Origin of the sequence: Oerskovia douganii (assembly GCF_015142735.1) — a bacterium.
Lineage (GTDB): Bacteria > Actinomycetota > Actinomycetes > Actinomycetales > Cellulomonadaceae > Oerskovia > Oerskovia douganii.
Genome location: NZ_JACSPN010000004.1, coordinates 145109 through 160250, shown reverse-complemented (window position 1 = coordinate 160250; position 15142 = coordinate 145109). Strand labels below are relative to the sequence as shown.

Sequence of the window (15142 nt, the reverse complement as noted above, 5' to 3'; positions counted from 1 at the left end):
CTCGGCCGGAATCTGCCCGAAAGCGATCGCACCGACCCGATGGGGCGTATCGCCGCATGGTTCTACCCATTGTGGGTGGTGGTCGCTGGCACCGGTGAGGCCGGTGGGGCCTCGCCGACCGGTCATGGCGTGCCTCGTTGACGCCGCGATCACCGGGACCGGGTGCCGCCGGACTACCGCGCGCTGCCAGTCGAAAGAACTCGTAGATCTCTCCTCCCGTGCCCGGATCACCCAGCCCGACTCCACGCAGCATCATCGCCGATCTGCGCGCTCGTCTACCTACGCCTATGGAGGCGAACGTGCCGACCCGACGGGGGACGCCTCTCACATGGGTGTGCGACCGGACGTGCAATCAACGGCGTCGGGCGCCACGGGGCGCAATGTCGTCCAGATCTGCAAGCATTGCGGGGAGCTCCGTGAGAGCCACGATCCGGACGTGCGAATCGCTGAGGCGACTGCCGAGAAGCGGCGCGTTCGTTACGACGAGTGCGACGACGCGCCGCCGTGCGACGTGCTCGAGTCCAAGTGTGTCCTCGACGGCCCGGACGTTCGCCGACAATTGCTCGACTCGCCGAGCCAGTCGGGCGGTTGCGGCCTTCGGCCCGGTCGACAGCGCACGCACCTCGCGAACGACCTCAACTGGCGTGCGGGCCGCCTCGAGGTCTTTAGCCTCGACAGCGACGAGTACCCCGGTCGGTGTGGCCGCAAGGACATCGATGTCCCCGAGGTTCTCGCCGTCGACGTTTGCCAGGTCCATGCTCCCGGCGCGAACGAAGCGTCGGCGGACCGGACCGGCCCCCATTGCCTTGAGCACCTCCGCCACCTCGATCTCGAACTGACCGCCCTTCGCGTCGCGCTGCGCGGCCAGCGCCCGTCGCATGGCCGGCGAGTTCGCCTGCAGGCGACCACTCAAGTGGCGCTCCAACCATCGCCGAGGCGTCAGCCACAGGGCTCGGTGTCCGAACAGCACCCGATCGGGCTCGGCCTCCTCGGAGACGACGACGAGCGGACGCACGATGAACGAGCGTCCCCGGGTGAATCGCCACGGGAAGGCATCGGCGCCAGCGGACGAGAAGTCGTCCACAGGATCGAGTGAGAGGCAAGCGATCATCTGGTGAGCGAGGTCATCATCAACATCGGTAGCAGCCCGGATGGCTGTGATCGCCACCGATAGCTCGAGTTCCCCAACGTCGTCCTGGCCGCGCTGTCGGGAGGCATCGATCAACCCGCCGCAGCCGTTGACAAGCTGCGTGTATGAGAAGCCGTACTCCGCGACCGCGAGTGGGTTGAGAGCCTCCAGTGGGGATCCAGTTGTCGTTTGCTCGCCCGGGGCGGCGGCGGAGTCCACATCGTCAGAGAGCTCTCGCCCGTCGCGGTGCACATCGCTCGCAAGCGCCGCTGCCTCGGCGACAGTTCGAGTGGTCAACCCCTCCGCGAACTCCGCGATCGCCCGGGTGAAGGCCTCCTGCTCGCGCGATACCCCGAGCCGGCCGGAGCGGAGCACGCTGATCTCGTTGTCGGCCAGCCCGCCGTGCAGAGCGTCCGAGAGCATTCCCTTGTTCACGATCTCGGCCGCGATAGCCAGCACGAGGTCGTAGCGTTCGCGAGTCAGGTCGTGCACGCCATCCGAGGGCCGCGCCGAGAGCCGCTCGACGAGGTAGCGGAGTGCGATTGCTGAGGTCGTGGCCTTCTGACGATGGCGCCGGATCCGCCTGACGTCGTTCGCGGCTTCGCCGAAGCACGCGATCCGGATCGGAAGATGCCTCTCGTCAGACGCCATCTCGTGCAGGAGCGCCTCGTGGAGACCGAGGAGTTGACGCAGCGCTCCGTGTCCAGCGAGTTCGGCGAGTTCGCGGGCAAGCCAATCCTGGAGGAACGCGGTCACGTGGTCGTTGAGGAACGCGGTGCGGTCGACGTCGGCCACCTTGCCGTGGCGGAAGCCTGACTCTGCCAGGTGCGCGCCGAGCTCATCAAGGACGATGGCTGTTGCCGCGTCGCTGACGTACGGCGCGGAAGGTAGACGACCGGGCCAGAGCAGCAGGTCGTCTTCAGCATTGATGACTTGGGTCATGATCTTCCACCCGGGAGGCGCGACGACGTCAACGACATGTCGACGACGCTCGCTTGGCCAGGATTCAGCGGTCGAAACGAGCGCCACGAGCCCATCCACGAGTGCCGAGACGAGCTGCCGGTCGAACCCGTTCGGTGGCGCGCCTGGAGCCGCAACTGATGGTGGCCACCCATCGAGGTAGAAACCTGCCGAAGCCGCACCGAGAACCGGAGGTGCGGGGCAGACAGACGCCTCGTCGTAGCTCACCCACGTCCCCTCGGCGAGGTCGAGATTCACGACGTCGTCTGTGTCATCGTGGATCGAGTCGAGCCGGAGCTCGACGATGAGTTCGGATTGGGGTCTTGCCAGTTCGAGTAGACCTGGGGCGACCAAGTGGAGCTGCCACAACCAGTACGCCATCGACTCTGCTAGCACGCGCGCCTGGCGATCACCGGCGTCGGCCGCACCGAATGTGCGCACACGGGCCCACGCGGTCACGTCGCCGAGTCTTACGAAGCAGACATTCGGATCGGCGAAGACCGTTCGGACCGGGCTCGCCTCGGCGTGCATCGAGATCGACCTGGAGATGCCGTTGGCGTAGAGAGCGAAGGCGGGTCCTGCCGCACGATGGGCCTCCTCACGCAGTTCCTTGCCGTGACCAGGAGTGACGCTCAGGAGCGTGGGTGCGACGTCGTCCGACAGGTAGAGGCTGTCGCGCGAGTCCCGGAAGAGCGAGAAAGTGTCGACCGTGGAGAACGACATTACCTGGGTCGACTCACCGAGACGGCGGAGGGCCCGCGCGAAGTACCAGAGCGTCAGGCTGTTGGTCTCTGGCGCGCGCAGGATCGTCTGCAGGTCGTCCGCTGGGAGCGCCAACGAAGGACCCTCGTCCGCGCCCACAAAGAGCTGATCGTCTCGGCCGACTCCCGATCGGACCTCGAGCACCAACGTTCGGTCCGGGTCGGTGCCCAGGGGCGCGACGTCGGCGACGGCGTTCGTCGCGGCGCCCCACACCGAGGTGGGTTCGTAGTTCTCGAGAGTGTCGACAGACACCCTCAGGTCCATTACCTTGTCGCCGTCGAACGGCGCCGTCATTCGCACAAACCCGGACACCCCCTCCGGCGAGGCGTCCACCAGCGGTTCGTCGGTCATCGCGTTGAGCAGAAGTGCGGCGTCGGCTACGGCCACCTTAGTCAGCGAGTCGACGAGCTGCTGGGTGCAGTCGTGTCTGTACGCCGACACGATGATGAAGTGCCGCAGCGCCGTCGCCAGTTCGGTAGGACTGGCGACGATCACTCCGAGGTGCGTGTCGATCAGTGGCCGCACCACCAAACTGCTATCGAGATCGACACCGAAGTGCCCTGTGAACGCAGCCGAGTCGGCGTCCACTGGCGCACTCGGGGTGACTTCGCCATGCTTCCAGACAAGGTTGGTGTACAAGAACCTGGACTCGGCTTCACTGAGACCCGCGAACAGTTCCGATGCCTCGAAGGTGACGAGTCGGGACCGTAGGTCGAGCTGTGCGGCACTCGGCACGTTGATCCTGCGAGTCAGCGCGGGCGCACGATCGTCGACCGTTCTGTCGAAGCGGTGGGCCAAGAGATCACTCAGTCCCAGCAGGAACTTCGCGGCCGACAGGACCTGGGCCGTGAACAGTATTGGGAACTTTCCGGTGGGATCTGCGAGAACCGAGCGGAGTAGGCCATCGGCGACCTGCGCAGAACCGGTCGCGACACCCTCGAGAACCAGCAATCGGCGCGGTGGCAGCGGCAACTCGACGACCGGGAAACCGTCGAACTCGTCAAGCTGCGCGGACATGTTCGGGCCGCCGACTTCATCGCTGGCGAGAAGGCGTCTGACTGCCGACGAAGATAGCGGCCGTCCAGGTGGCGTGACTAAGGCCGCTGCCCGGGCCGACAGTGCTTGGAGCAACAACAGCTCGTTTACGTTCTGGAGGTCGAGTTGCAGCGCGGCGCTGGCGGCAAGGACGCGCGCTGTATCGACGTCGCGAAGCAGCACATCGATCATATGGAGAATATAGTGCCCCATGCCGATATGAACTCGACAAATGACCGATAATCTTGGCAGGCGCGGCCGTGCCGCCGAACCCACGAAGAGTAGCCCCTGGAGCGCCGATCAGCTCAGACGAGGCGATAGCGCCCGGCGTTCGCCGATCCGCTCACCGAGCTGTGCGAGCGTCATGTCCTACTCGTATGGCGCCACCAGCTCTCTTACCTCGGCGGCGCTCAGGAGCATTCGAGTCTTCCCAGTTGGGCGCACCAACCGGCCGCGAGAGTCGGTCGCCGAGGGCTCGGAACGCTTGTATGCGCCCCGCGACAGGCGAGAAGCAACGGTTTCCAGGGCAGGCCATGGTTCTCAACTCTCTTTGGACGGGCACCCTGCCTACGACAACCCCGTCGGCCCGTCCGGCTCCGGGTCCTCGGCGGCCTCCTGGCCGAGCGACACCTGGTTGCCGTCGGGGTCCAGCACCCGGGCGACGCGTTCGCCCCACGGCTGGTCCTCGGGCGGCGAGACCACGACGACCCCGGCGGCGGCCAGGTGCGCCACGGCCTGGTCGCAGTCGTCGACCGTGACCCACAGGTGCGTGCGCCCGACGTCGGCGCTCTCGCGGTCGACCCCGATCCCGAGCGAGCCGTCGCCCACGGTGACCGAGACGTACACGGGTGGCCCGTCGTCGGGGAACTGGTACGTCACGGTGCCGCGCAGCAGGTCGCGGTAGAACCCGAGCGACCGGTCGAGGTCGGTCGTGACGAGGATGGGGAAGAGCGTGCGGAACATCGGCGGGCCGCCTCTCGCGATGGTCTCCTCGGAGCCGTTCCCACGTTACGCCAGCAGCAGACGGACCACTCCTGCGGGCGTCCGGGTCTCGGGGCGACGCTAGGTTGAGGGGACGAGGGCCACCGCGCCCACGACCGCGACGAAGGAGCAGGCGATGGCAGCCGCTGGCCAGGTGGTGCTCTTCGGGCGCCGGACCGCCGAACCGTTGCTGCGCCACGTCGTGGGCGGCATCCTGCGGGCCGAGCGGACCGAGCAGGCGCGCACGCTGCTCGACGTCGCGCTCTCGGCGCAGGTCTCGACGGCGTACCTCTCGGAGGTCGAGCGCGGCCGCAAGGAGGCGTCGTCCGAGGTCCTGGCCGCGATCTGTCGTGCGTTGGGCCTGCGCGTGGTCGACCTCCTGGCCCGCAGCCAGGACGAGTTCGACGCCGAGGCCGCCCGCCGGGCCGGTGTCGAGCGTCGCAGCCTCACGTCGCAGCAGCGCGCCGCGCGCGAGCTCCACGCGCTCGGTGCGTCGCCCCGGCGCAGCTCGGCACCGGTGCGCACCACCACGCCGACCACGACGGTCCTGCTGCTCGCCGCCTGACGGTCGCGCCCGGCGCGGCCGGCGGCGCGTGCGCCAGGCTGCGTCCGCGCCTGCCCCACCCCGGTTCCGCCGAGGGTGAATCGTCGCGCCACGCGCGGCGTTCTGTCCGTTTCGCCGCGCGCCGGGCGCGGGTCGGTGGTGTGCTGTCTGGATGTCGCAGACGAACCCGGCCCCGACTCTCGACGACCTCGTGGATCGTGCCGTGATCCTGTCGACCGAGCACCAGCTCCACTTCGCGGACCTGGGGGGCGAGTCGGCGTGGGACGCGGATCTCGAGGCGGGCATGGTGACGTTCCACAGCGAGGTGCCGCTCGTGTGCGGGGCGCACTTCCTGGGGGCGGCGGTGCCCAGCACGAGGAGCTGGTTGTGGGGGTGGAACAACGTCAACAACTTCCCGGCGTCGGTCGTGGCGGCGGCGGAGCACGTCAGGCAGCGCGGGGTGACGGGTGGGATCTTCGAGCTGAGCACCCCGGAGATCCTCCTGACGGACGCGGTCCCGTACCGGCTGGCGCTGGCGGCGAAGGCCGTGACGGGGCACTTCACGCACTTCGCGGGCCCGACGGGTGGGGGCACGTGCGCGTGGTTCCTGCTGACGCACCCGCGGTTCGAGCTGCCGCCGGCGACGGTCGCGCGGGTCGCGCGCGTGGTCCCGGAGGGCCTCGGGAGCACGGCGGTCGCCGATCACCGTCGGGCAGTGCGCGCCTACGCGGTCCTGCGCGGGCTGGACATCCGGTGGGAGGACGCGCAGACGGCCGTCGTGGGGGTGAGCGACGGGGACGTGACGGTGTCGTTCGACGAGCGCGGTCGCCTGAGCGGGGTGTCGGTGGAGCTCGCGCCCGGTCCGGAGCCGGTGCCGCCCACGGTGCCTGCGCGTCCCGAGCGGCCGGCGCGCCGAGGCTGGTTCGGTCGCACGAGGTAGCCCGGGCGGGGCCGCCCGTGTGCGGGGACGAGTGGCGCCGACAGCTTGCGGGACGTCACCACCGCGTCGGCGAGCCCGTACTCCACGGCCTGGTGGGCCGTGAAGATGCGGTCGCGGTCGGTGTCGGCGCGCAGCCGCTCGACGCTCTGACCCGTGTGCCGGGCCAGGACGAGCTCGGTCTCCGCGCGCAGGCGCAGGATCTCCTGGGCCTGGAGCGTCAGGTCGGAGATGGTGCCCTCCGCGCCGCCCGAGGGCTGGTGCAGCAGGACCCGCGAGTGCTCGAGCACGAACCGCTTGCCGGGCGTGCCCGCGGCGAGCAGGACCGCGGCGGCCGACGCGGCCTGGCCCATGCAGATGGTCGAGACGTCGCAGCGGATGAACTGCAGGGTGTCGTAGACGGCCATGAGCGCGGTGATCGAGCCGCCGGGGGAGTTGATGTAGAGGCCGATCTCCTGGTCGGGGGCGTCGGACTCGAGGTGCAGGAGCTGGGCCATGACGACGTTGGCGACGCCGTCGTCGATCTCGGTGCCGAGGAAGACGATGCGCTCCGAGAGGAGGCGGCTGAAGACGTCGAACGCGCGCTCGCCGAGCGGGGTGCGCTCGACGACGGTCGGGATCGTGTAGGTGGACATCAGAGGCCGACCTTCCGGGACACGGCGGTGGGGCGGACGTCGTCGACCGACGCGACGACGTGGTCGACCATGCCGTAGGCGAGGGCCTGCTCGGCGGTGAACCAGCGGTCGCGGTCGCTGTCGGCCGTGACCGTCTCGGTGGTCTGGCCCGTGTGCTCGGCCGTGAGTCGGTGCATGAGGCCCTTGGTGTACTCGAGGTTCTCGGCCTGGATCGCGACGTCCACGGCCGTCCCTCCGATCCCGGCCGAGGGCTGGTGCATCATGATGCGCGCGTGGGGGAGCGAGTAGCGCTTGCCCGCGGCGCCCGTGCACAGCAGGAACTGTCCCATGCTCGCGGCGAAGCCCATCGCGAGCGTGCTGACGTCGTTGGGCAGGAGCTGGATGGTGTCGTAGATCGCGAGGCCTGCGCTCACCGAACCGCCGGGCGAGTTGATGTAGAGGGCGATGTCGGCACGCGGGTCCTCGGCGGAGAGCAGGAGGAGCTGGGCGCACACGCGGTTCGCGACGGCGTCGTCGACGGCGGTGCCGAGGACCACGATGCGCTGGTGCAGCAGGCGGGACGCGAGCTGGTCGTCGAACGGGGTGGTGGGCGGCGGGGCCGCCTCGGTCCGCAGGAGCGGTGGCTGGTTCGTCATGCCTCGACCCTGCCCCCGGTGCGGTGGTCGGGGCCCGGGTATCCGCCCGGGGCGGATCTGCCGACGGCAGACGGGGTCCGTGTGCCGTCGGGCGGACCGTCAGACGATCGAGCGTCCCTCGTGCAGGCGGGCGGAGCGCTGGGCGCGGTCGTCGGCGGCGTCGTCGAGGTCGGTACCTCGTGCGGCACGCGTCGCGTGCGCTGCGGCCCTCCGCTCACCCCAGGTGGTGAGGCGGGCGCCGACGACGACGAGGAGCCGGTCGCTCGGGCGCAGCGCGCGCAGGGACGGTGACCGGAAGTCGGTGCGGGCCGGGGCGTAGGCGCTCATGAGGGGTTCTCCTTGCCGTTGATCAGGGGGAACGCGTTGAAGTGGACCTGGACGGGGCGGGCCCCGGGGGTGTCCTGCTGACCGGCGAACCGGTCGAGGACCGTGTCGCTGAAGCGTTGCCACTCGGCCTGGACCTCGGCGAGCTGCTCCTTGGTGAGCCACATGTTGATCGTCGCGAGCGTGGCACCGGACTCGAGCCAGGTGCGATCGAGGGTGCGGGCGCCGTCGAGGAAGTCCATGATCTTGCGCTGCCGCATGGCCTCGAACTCGCGGTTGATCGCGAGGGTCGCGATGACGTTGGCCTGGCTGTCGCCGCCGGACGCCGACGCGTCGTCGGGCAGGTCGATAGTGAAGCCGCCGGGTGTCCGCTCCCACCAGCGCTCGCGCGCCGTGCCGCGGCCCGGGACCTCCTGGACGAACCCGTGGCGCTCGAGCTGGCGCAGGTGGTAGCTCGTGGCGCCGCTCGACTCGCCGAGCAGCTCGGCGAGGCCGCTCGCGGTCAGTGCGCTGTGGTGCCCCAGCAGATCGAGGATCTGGATCCGCAGCGGGTGCGACAGTGCCTTGAGCGCTTCAGGGCCGACGGCCCGCTGAGTGCGGGGCTCGGGTGCCTGCTCGGGTTCGTGGTTCGTGGGCATGACACCACCGTAGCGGTGCAAAGGTCTCTTTGCAAGAGATTCTTTGCAACGAGTTCTTTGGAGCCGTTGTGGGCGGCGTGGTGGGCCCGACTGGCTAGGGTGTCGCCGTGAGCATCGAGGAGCCGCGCGAGACGGCTGACGGGTTGTGGTCGGTCGGCGTGCACGGCATGCACCCGTCGACGCTCGTGCGGGCCCTCGATCTGGAGGTCCCGTTCGTGGTGATCGAGGGGCACCTACCATTCCGGTCGGGCTGGCACGACGTCGACGTCCCGCTCGCAGCGCCCGATGTCGCGGGGGTTCGCAGGGTGCGGGGGCTCCGGTACGACCTCCTCATGAGCCCGGCGGAGGTGCTCGATGCCGCCGACGAGCTCGACCGGGCGGGCCAAGGCTGGCTCTTTGCCTGGCAGGCGATCCGAATGCCTCCGCCCGATCTGCTGCTCGACGGCAAGAGCGGGCGCGCACGCTCGGCGGCTGTCCGCGGGTGCGGCGTCACGCTGATCCTCGATCTGCCGCACGCGGACGAGAGCGCCGTGCTGACGAGTCCCGACCGGACGAGGTTGCGGGGTGCCGTCGGTCGCCTCGAGCATCATCTCGCTACCCAGCGCCTCGCATGACCTGCGTCGGGTGCTGTGACGCCCGTCCGTCGCGCGGGCCCATGGGTCGCGGGCCGTCCGACCGGGCCGCGCCGTGGCGATGCCGTCAGTCCGCGACCCTGCGCCCGCCGCGCTTGTAGGTGTCCAGGTCGTCGTTGAGCCGTTCGAGCAGCTCGCCCAGCAGCGCCCGGTCGAGGCGTGACCAGTCGGCCAGGACCTCGGCGTAGAGCTCGGTGCGCATCTCGCGGTGCCGGGCCAGCTCGTCGATGCCCTGCGGTGTGGCCTCGACCAGGACGGCGCGCCCGTCCGCGGGGTCGCGCGTGCGGCGGGCGAGGCCGGCCTTCTCCATCGCGACGACCTGCCGGGTCACGGTCGAGGCGTCGAGGCCCAGGTGGTCGGCGAGGGTGTTGACGTTCTGGGCCCCGTCGACGAGGAGGTCGTGGAGCAGGAGGTAGGCCGACCTGTCCAGGGTGCCGCTCGGCGGTCCGCCTGCCCGGGCCGACTTGGCGCGTCCCGCAGCGGTGGTCCGTTCGGCGCGTCGCAGGAGCTGGGCGAGCTCGAGCTCGATGGTCGAGAGCACCTCGCGCGCGGCGGGGTCGGGCGCCGCCGCGCCTCCCTCGGCGGCTCGATCCACAGAACTGTTACCCCGAGCAACTGTCATGGGTGTATTCTACAGGTAGTTATCTGCATGATGCAGGTAAATCCGGCGGGGCCCCAGCGGCCCGCGTACCAGCACCCACCAGACCCCGGGGGACGTGTGTCCAGAACCACCAGGAACGAGCCCAACAAGACCGCGATCTACGCGACCGCCCTCACGGCCTTCTTCGCCATCGCGGGCATCGCCGTGGTCGACCCGATCCTGCCGATCATCGGCCAGGAGATCGGCGCGAGCACCTGGCAGATCGAGCTGCTCTTCACGGCCTACATCGCGGTCATGGCGATCGGCATGATCCCGGCCGTCCTCGCGACGGGGAGGTTCGGGTACAAGAAGGTCCTCGGCGCGGGCGTGAGCCTGGTCGCCGTCGCGGCGATCCTGGCGGCCCTCTCGCAGAACATCGGGCAGCTCGCCGCGCTGCGCGGGCTGTGGGGGCTGGGCAACGCGATGTTCTTCGCGACCGCGATGGTGCTGCTCGTCTCGCTCGCCAACGACCGCGAGTGGGTCGTGGGCCTGTTCGAGACGTGCGTGGGCCTGGGCTTCGCGGTCGGACCGCTCATCGGTGGGCTCCTGGGACAGTTCAGCTGGCGCATCCCGTTCCTCGCGTGCGGCCTGTTCATGATCGTCGCGCTCGCGCTGTCGATCACGCGACTCCAGGACCCGGCCGAGAAGCCCACCCCGCTCCACGTGGGGCAGGTCTTCGCGCTCTTCCGCAAGCCGGGCTTCCGGGCGCTGTGCATCGTCACCGCGGCCTACAACTTCGTCTTCTTCGTCATCCTGGGCTACACGCCCGTGTTCCTGGGGCTCGACGTCATCCCGCTCGGCCTCGTCTTCACGGCGTGGGGCATCGGGCTCGCGGTCGGCATCCTCGTCGTGGGGCACCGGCTCGCGCACGCGGTCGGCGCGGTCCAGACCATGGGGATCGCGGTCGTCGGCGTGCTCCTGGCCACGGTCGCCCTCGCGCTCGACCTCGGCACGGCCGGGTCGGTCGTCGTCCTCGTGGTCGCCGGGGTGTTCATGGGGATCGCGAACGCGAACCTGACCGACCTCTCGCTCGCGCTCGGCAGCCCCGACCGTCGCGTGACGACCGGGGCGTTCAACCTGGTCCGGTGGGGCTTCGCCGCGCCGGCTCCCGTGATCGCGGGTCTGCTCCACCCGGTCGGGCCGTCGGTCCCGTACTGGGTCGGCGCGGGCGTGCTGCTCGTCGGGGTCGTCGCGTTCCTCGCGACGGCGCACAGGATGGCGGGCGAGCTGGGGGAGTCGGTCCTGTGGTCGCGCTGGAACCGTCGGGCCCGGGCCGTCGAGGGGACGCCCGAGGAGGCGCTGGGCGAGATCTGAGCGGGAGGCGGGAGGCGTCGTCGGGCACGGGCGTGCGCGCAGGTCCCGCCGTCTGCCTATCTCTCGCCCGGGGCCCGGTCCGGTTCCGCGCTCGGCTCGGCGGTCGTGCCGTCGATCTCGTCGCCGCGCTCGCGCACGACGCGCACCAGGCCGGCGAGCCCGAGCCGCAGCCCCTCGAGCTCGTCGAGGGTCAGGTGCTCCAGGGTCTCGGGTCCGGCCGGCCCGTCGCTCGCGACGATGCTGCGCACGGCCTTCGCCCCGCGGTCGGTCGCGGCCACGAGCCGGACCCGGCCGTCCTCGGGGTCGGAGCGCCGCGAGGCCATCCCCGCGGCCTCGAGCCGGTCGACGATCCCGGAGATCGTGGCGGGGCTGACGCCGAGGACCTCGCCCAGGTGTGCGGTGCTCCGCTCGCCGTCGATCAGCAGGATCCCCAGGGCGCGCATCTGCTGTGCGGTCAGCCGGGTCCGCATGAGAGGTTCGAGGCGCCGTGCGAGCACGAGCTCCTGGAGGGTGCGCTGCGCGTCGATCAGCTCGCGGTGGAGCCGGGCGCGATCGCCAGGGGGGTCCGAGGTCACGGCGAGACTCTATCCGAGCGCCGGTGGCCGGTCTGCGGGACGCGGGAACTCTCGCGGATTCCTTAGCGTTAGGCTAACGACTCTGCGACGACGACGTCGTGACCACCCACCCTGGAGGCCCCGTGTTCCGTCTCGCCCGAACGTCGTTGGCGAACCGCGCCGTCGTCGCGCTCGCCACGATCGCGATAGCCGTGTTCGGCGTCGTCAGCATGGGATCGCTCAAGCAGGAGCTCATCCCGAGCCTGCAGATCCCCACCGCCGCCGTCGTCGCCGTGTACCCCGGATCTGCCCCGGCGATCGTCGAGCAGCAGGTCACGACCCCCCTCGAGACCGCCGCCCGCGGAGTCGACGGCGTCGAGGACGTCACGTCGAGCTCCTCGACCGGCATGTCCGTGACGACCGTGCAGTTCACGTACGGCACCGACATGGACCTCGCCGCGCAGCAGCTCCAGACCGCGGTCACGCGCGTGAGCAGCCAGCTGCCCGCCGACGTGGACCCGACCGTCGTGACCGGCTCGGTCGACGACCTCCCCGTGATCCAGCTCGCCGTCTCCGGGGGAGCCGACGAGGCAGCGCTCGCCCAGACGGTCGACAGCGTCGTGGTGCCCGCGCTCGAAGAGGTCGCGGACGTGCGCAGCGTCGCGGTCAGCGGCGTCGCCGACCAGCAGGTCACGATCGACCTCGACGTCGCGGCCCTCGCCGCCGCGGGCCTGAGCCCGGCCCAGGTCACCACGATCCTCCAGGACAACGGAGTGGTCGTCCCGGCCGGGACGGTCGCCGCGGGCGACCGCACCCTGTCCGTCCAGGTCGGCTCGGCGGTCACGAGCGCCGACGACCTGATCAACCTGCCGCTCGTCGCCTCGCCGGCCGCGTCCGCCGCGGGCGCCGCAGCCGGGATCGCTCCGAGCGCGCCCGTGACCCTGGGCGACGTCGCGACCGTGACCGTGGGCCCGCAGCCCGCGACCTCCTACTCGCGCCTCGACGGCGAGCCCGCGCTCGCCGTGGCGATCACCAAGACCCCGGCCGGCAACACGGTCGAGGTCTCGCACGCGATCCAGACCGCGATCGAGGACATGGACGGCGCCCTCGAGGCGAGCGACGTGCGCGTCGAGGTCGTGTTCGACCAGGCCCCGTTCATCGAGGAGTCCATCGAGGGCCTCGCGACCGAGGGCCTCCTCGGCCTGGTGTTCGCGGTCGTCGTGATCCTGCTGTTCCTCACGTCCCTGCGCTCGACCCTCGTCTCGGCCGTCTCGATCCCGCTGTCCCTGTTCGTCACGTTCATCGTCATGAACGCGACCGGGTACACCCTGAACATCCTGACCCTCGGGGCCATGACGGTCGCGATCGGCCGCGTGGTCGACGACTCGATCGTCGTGATCGAGAACATCAAGAGACACCTGTCCTACGGCGAGAAGAAGACCACCGCGATCCTCACCGCGGTCAAGGAGGTCGGCGGCGCGATCACGGCCTCGACCGTCTGCACCGTCGCGGTCTTCCTGCCCATCGCGCTGGTCGGCGGCATGGTCGGCGAGCTCTTCCGTCCGTTCGCCATGACGGTCGCGATCGCCATGACGGCGTCGCTGCTCGTCGCGCTGACGATCGTCCCCGTCCTGGCCTACTGGTTCATCAAGGCCCCCGCGGTCCCGGCCGACCCCGAGCAGGCTCGGATCGTGGCGGAGCAGGCTCGCGAGGAGGCCGAGCTCAAGGAGCGCCGCGGGCTGTGGCAGCGCGGCTACCTGCCGACGCTGGGCGCCGCGCTGCGCCACCCCGCCATCACGCTGACGGTCGCTGTCGCGGTCCTCGCGGGCACGGTAGCGCTCGTGCCGCGCCTCGAGACCAACTTCCTGGGCGACTCCGGTCAGGACACGATCACGGTCACCGAGTCCTTCGCACCGGGCACGTCCTTGGCGACGCAGGACGCCGCGGCTCGTGAGGTCGAGCAGGCGCTCATGGACCTCGAGTCCGTCGACACCGTCCAGACGACCGTCGGTACCGCGGGCGGCCCCGAGGCCGCGTTCTTCGGCGGCGGAGGGTCGCCGAAGGCCACGTTCTCGCTCACGCTCTCGGCCGACGCCGACGGCGTCGCGGCGCAGCAGGAGGTCCGTGACGCGGTCGCCGACCTGGGTGGCGAGGACTCCGAGGGCATCACGGTCGCGGGCGCCGACGCGGCGTTCGGCAGCTCGACCGTCGACCTCGTGGTCCGTGCTCCCGACACCGAGACGCTGGCCGACGCGGCCGACCAGGTCCAGCAGCTCGCCGAGGACACCGAGGGCGCGTCCGAGGTCACCAACAACCTCGCGAGCGCGCAGTCCACGATCCAGGTGACGGTCGACCGGGACGCGGCAGCCGCCGTCGGGCTCACCGAGACCCAGGTCGCGGGGACCGTCGCGAGCCTCATGTCGCCCTCGCCCGTGGGCAGCGTGAACCTCGGTGACGGCCCCGTGCAGGTGCGCGTCGCCGTCGGGCAGGCTCCTGCCACGGTCGACGAGCTCGAGGCGCTCGTGGTACCCACGGCCGCGGGCGTCGTCCCGCTCACGCAGATCGCGAGCATCGACGAGGTCGAGGTCCCCACGTCGATCTCCCGGGTCAACGGCGAGCGCAGCGCGACCATCGCGGTCACGCCCGCGAGCCAGGACCTCGGCACGCTCACGACGGCCCTCACGGCCGCGATCGACGACCTCGACCTGCCGGGCGGGGCGACCGTCGAGCTCGGCGGCGTCGCGACCCAGCAGGCCGACGCGTTCGCCGACCTGGGCCTCGCGCTCCTGGTCGCGATCGCGATCGTCTACCTCGTCATGGTCGCGACGTTCCGCAGCCTGCTGCAGCCGTTCATCCTGCTCGTGTCGATCCCCTTCGCCGCGACCGGTGCGCTGCTCCTGCTGCTCGCGACCGGCACGCCGCTCGGTGTGCCGGCGCTCATCGGCATGCTCATGCTGGTGGGGATCGTGGTCTCGAACGCGATCGTCCTCATCGACCTCATCAACCAGTACCGCCAGCAGGGGCGCGGGCTGGACGAGGCCGTGCTCGAGGGCTCGCGCCAGCGCCTGCGCCCCATCGTCATGACGGCCGCGGCGACGATCTTCGCGCTCACGCCCATGGCGATCGGCATCACGGGTGGCGGCTCGTTCATCTCGCAGCCGCTCGCCCTCGTCGTGATCGGCGGGCTCCTGTCCTCGACGCTGCTCACGCTCGTCGTGGTGCCCGTGCTCTACACGATCGCCGAGCGTGCGGGCGAGAAGCGGGCTGCCAGGCGCGCTGCGAAGCGTGACGCCGAGGCCGCCGAGCTCGTCGGCAAGACCACCGAGGAGCCGGAGGTCGAGCCCGCGGTCTGACAGCCCCGGGACCTGCCCGCGGGCCTGCGCTCGCAGGCCCAGCACACCGAGGCCCGCCCGTCCTTCCCG

At 70.5% G+C, this 15142-nt stretch carries 12 protein-coding genes and 1 pseudogene; 5 read left to right on the top strand and 8 right to left on the bottom strand.

Annotated features, from left to right (window positions below):
• Positions 1–352: 352 nt before the first annotated feature.
• Both H9623_RS04940 and H9623_RS04935 read right to left on the bottom strand, forming a co-directional pair.
• Positions 353–4078 (bottom strand): hypothetical protein, encoded by a 3726-nt coding sequence (locus H9623_RS04940; RefSeq protein WP_193718945.1) that lies wholly within the window; start codon positions 4076–4078, stop codon positions 353–355.
• Between the two features lie 375 nt (positions 4079–4453).
• Positions 4454–4849, bottom strand: coding sequence for a VOC family protein (locus tag H9623_RS04935; RefSeq protein WP_193718944.1), 396 nt, complete (start codon positions 4847–4849; stop codon positions 4454–4456).
• A 154-nt stretch (positions 4850–5003) separates the two neighbouring features.
• On the opposite strand from H9623_RS04935, the gene H9623_RS19930 reads away from it, so the two are divergent.
• Both H9623_RS19930 and H9623_RS20160 read left to right on the top strand, forming a co-directional pair.
• Positions 5004–5432, top strand: coding sequence for a helix-turn-helix domain-containing protein (locus H9623_RS19930; protein ID WP_193718943.1), 429 nt, complete (start codon positions 5004–5006; stop codon positions 5430–5432).
• Between the two features lie 151 nt (positions 5433–5583).
• Positions 5584–6021, top strand: a pseudogene (locus tag H9623_RS20160) (DUF6882 domain-containing protein); the annotation flags it as partial.
• Positions 6022–6134: 113 nt separating this feature from the next.
• On the opposite strand, the gene H9623_RS04925 reads toward H9623_RS20160, so the two are convergent.
• The 4 genes from H9623_RS04925 to H9623_RS04910 all read right to left on the bottom strand — a co-directional run bounded on the left by H9623_RS04925 (position 6135) and on the right by H9623_RS04910 (position 8580).
• Positions 6135–6983: a ClpP family protease gene (locus H9623_RS04925; RefSeq protein WP_193718942.1), complete on the bottom strand. Its 849-nt coding sequence runs from the start codon at positions 6981–6983 to the stop codon at positions 6135–6137.
• The gene (locus H9623_RS04920) at positions 6983–7618 is read right to left on the bottom strand and encodes a ClpP family protease (protein ID WP_193718941.1); all 636 of its coding nucleotides are present in this window, start codon (positions 7616–7618) and stop codon (positions 6983–6985) included. Before H9623_RS04920 ends, H9623_RS04925 begins: the two co-directional genes overlap by 1 nt.
• 99 nt (positions 7619–7717) lie before the next feature.
• Positions 7718–7945 (bottom strand): hypothetical protein, encoded by a 228-nt coding sequence (locus tag H9623_RS04915; RefSeq protein ID WP_193718940.1) that lies wholly within the window; start codon positions 7943–7945, stop codon positions 7718–7720.
• The gene (locus H9623_RS04910) at positions 7942–8580 is read right to left on the bottom strand and encodes an ArsR/SmtB family transcription factor (protein WP_193718939.1); all 639 of its coding nucleotides are present in this window, start codon (positions 8578–8580) and stop codon (positions 7942–7944) included. Before H9623_RS04910 ends, H9623_RS04915 begins: the two co-directional genes overlap by 4 nt.
• A gap of 107 nt (positions 8581–8687) precedes the next feature.
• On the opposite strand from H9623_RS04910, the gene H9623_RS04905 reads away from it, so the two are divergent.
• Complete coding sequence (locus tag H9623_RS04905; protein WP_193718938.1) at positions 8688–9194, top strand: hypothetical protein; 507 nt, start codon at positions 8688–8690, stop codon at positions 9192–9194.
• Positions 9195–9279: 85 nt separating this feature from the next.
• Here H9623_RS04905 and H9623_RS04900 read toward each other — a convergent pair whose 3' ends face one another.
• Positions 9280–9834: a MarR family winged helix-turn-helix transcriptional regulator gene (locus H9623_RS04900; RefSeq protein WP_193718937.1), complete on the bottom strand. Its 555-nt coding sequence runs from the start codon at positions 9832–9834 to the stop codon at positions 9280–9282.
• Positions 9835–9930: 96 nt separating this feature from the next.
• Between H9623_RS04900 and H9623_RS04895 the strand changes: the two genes are divergently transcribed.
• Positions 9931–11166 (top strand): MFS transporter, encoded by a 1236-nt coding sequence (locus H9623_RS04895; protein ID WP_321575286.1) that lies wholly within the window; start codon positions 9931–9933, stop codon positions 11164–11166.
• Positions 11167–11222: 56 nt separating this feature from the next.
• Here H9623_RS04895 and H9623_RS04890 read toward each other — a convergent pair whose 3' ends face one another.
• Complete coding sequence (locus H9623_RS04890; protein WP_193718936.1) at positions 11223–11741, bottom strand: MarR family winged helix-turn-helix transcriptional regulator; 519 nt, start codon at positions 11739–11741, stop codon at positions 11223–11225.
• Positions 11742–11839: 98 nt separating this feature from the next.
• Between H9623_RS04890 and H9623_RS04885 the strand changes: the two genes are divergently transcribed.
• A complete protein-coding gene (locus H9623_RS04885; RefSeq protein WP_321575285.1) occupies positions 11840–15073 on the top strand; it encodes an efflux RND transporter permease subunit in 3234 nt (1077 codons plus the stop codon).
• Positions 15074–15142 lie beyond the last annotated feature (69 nt).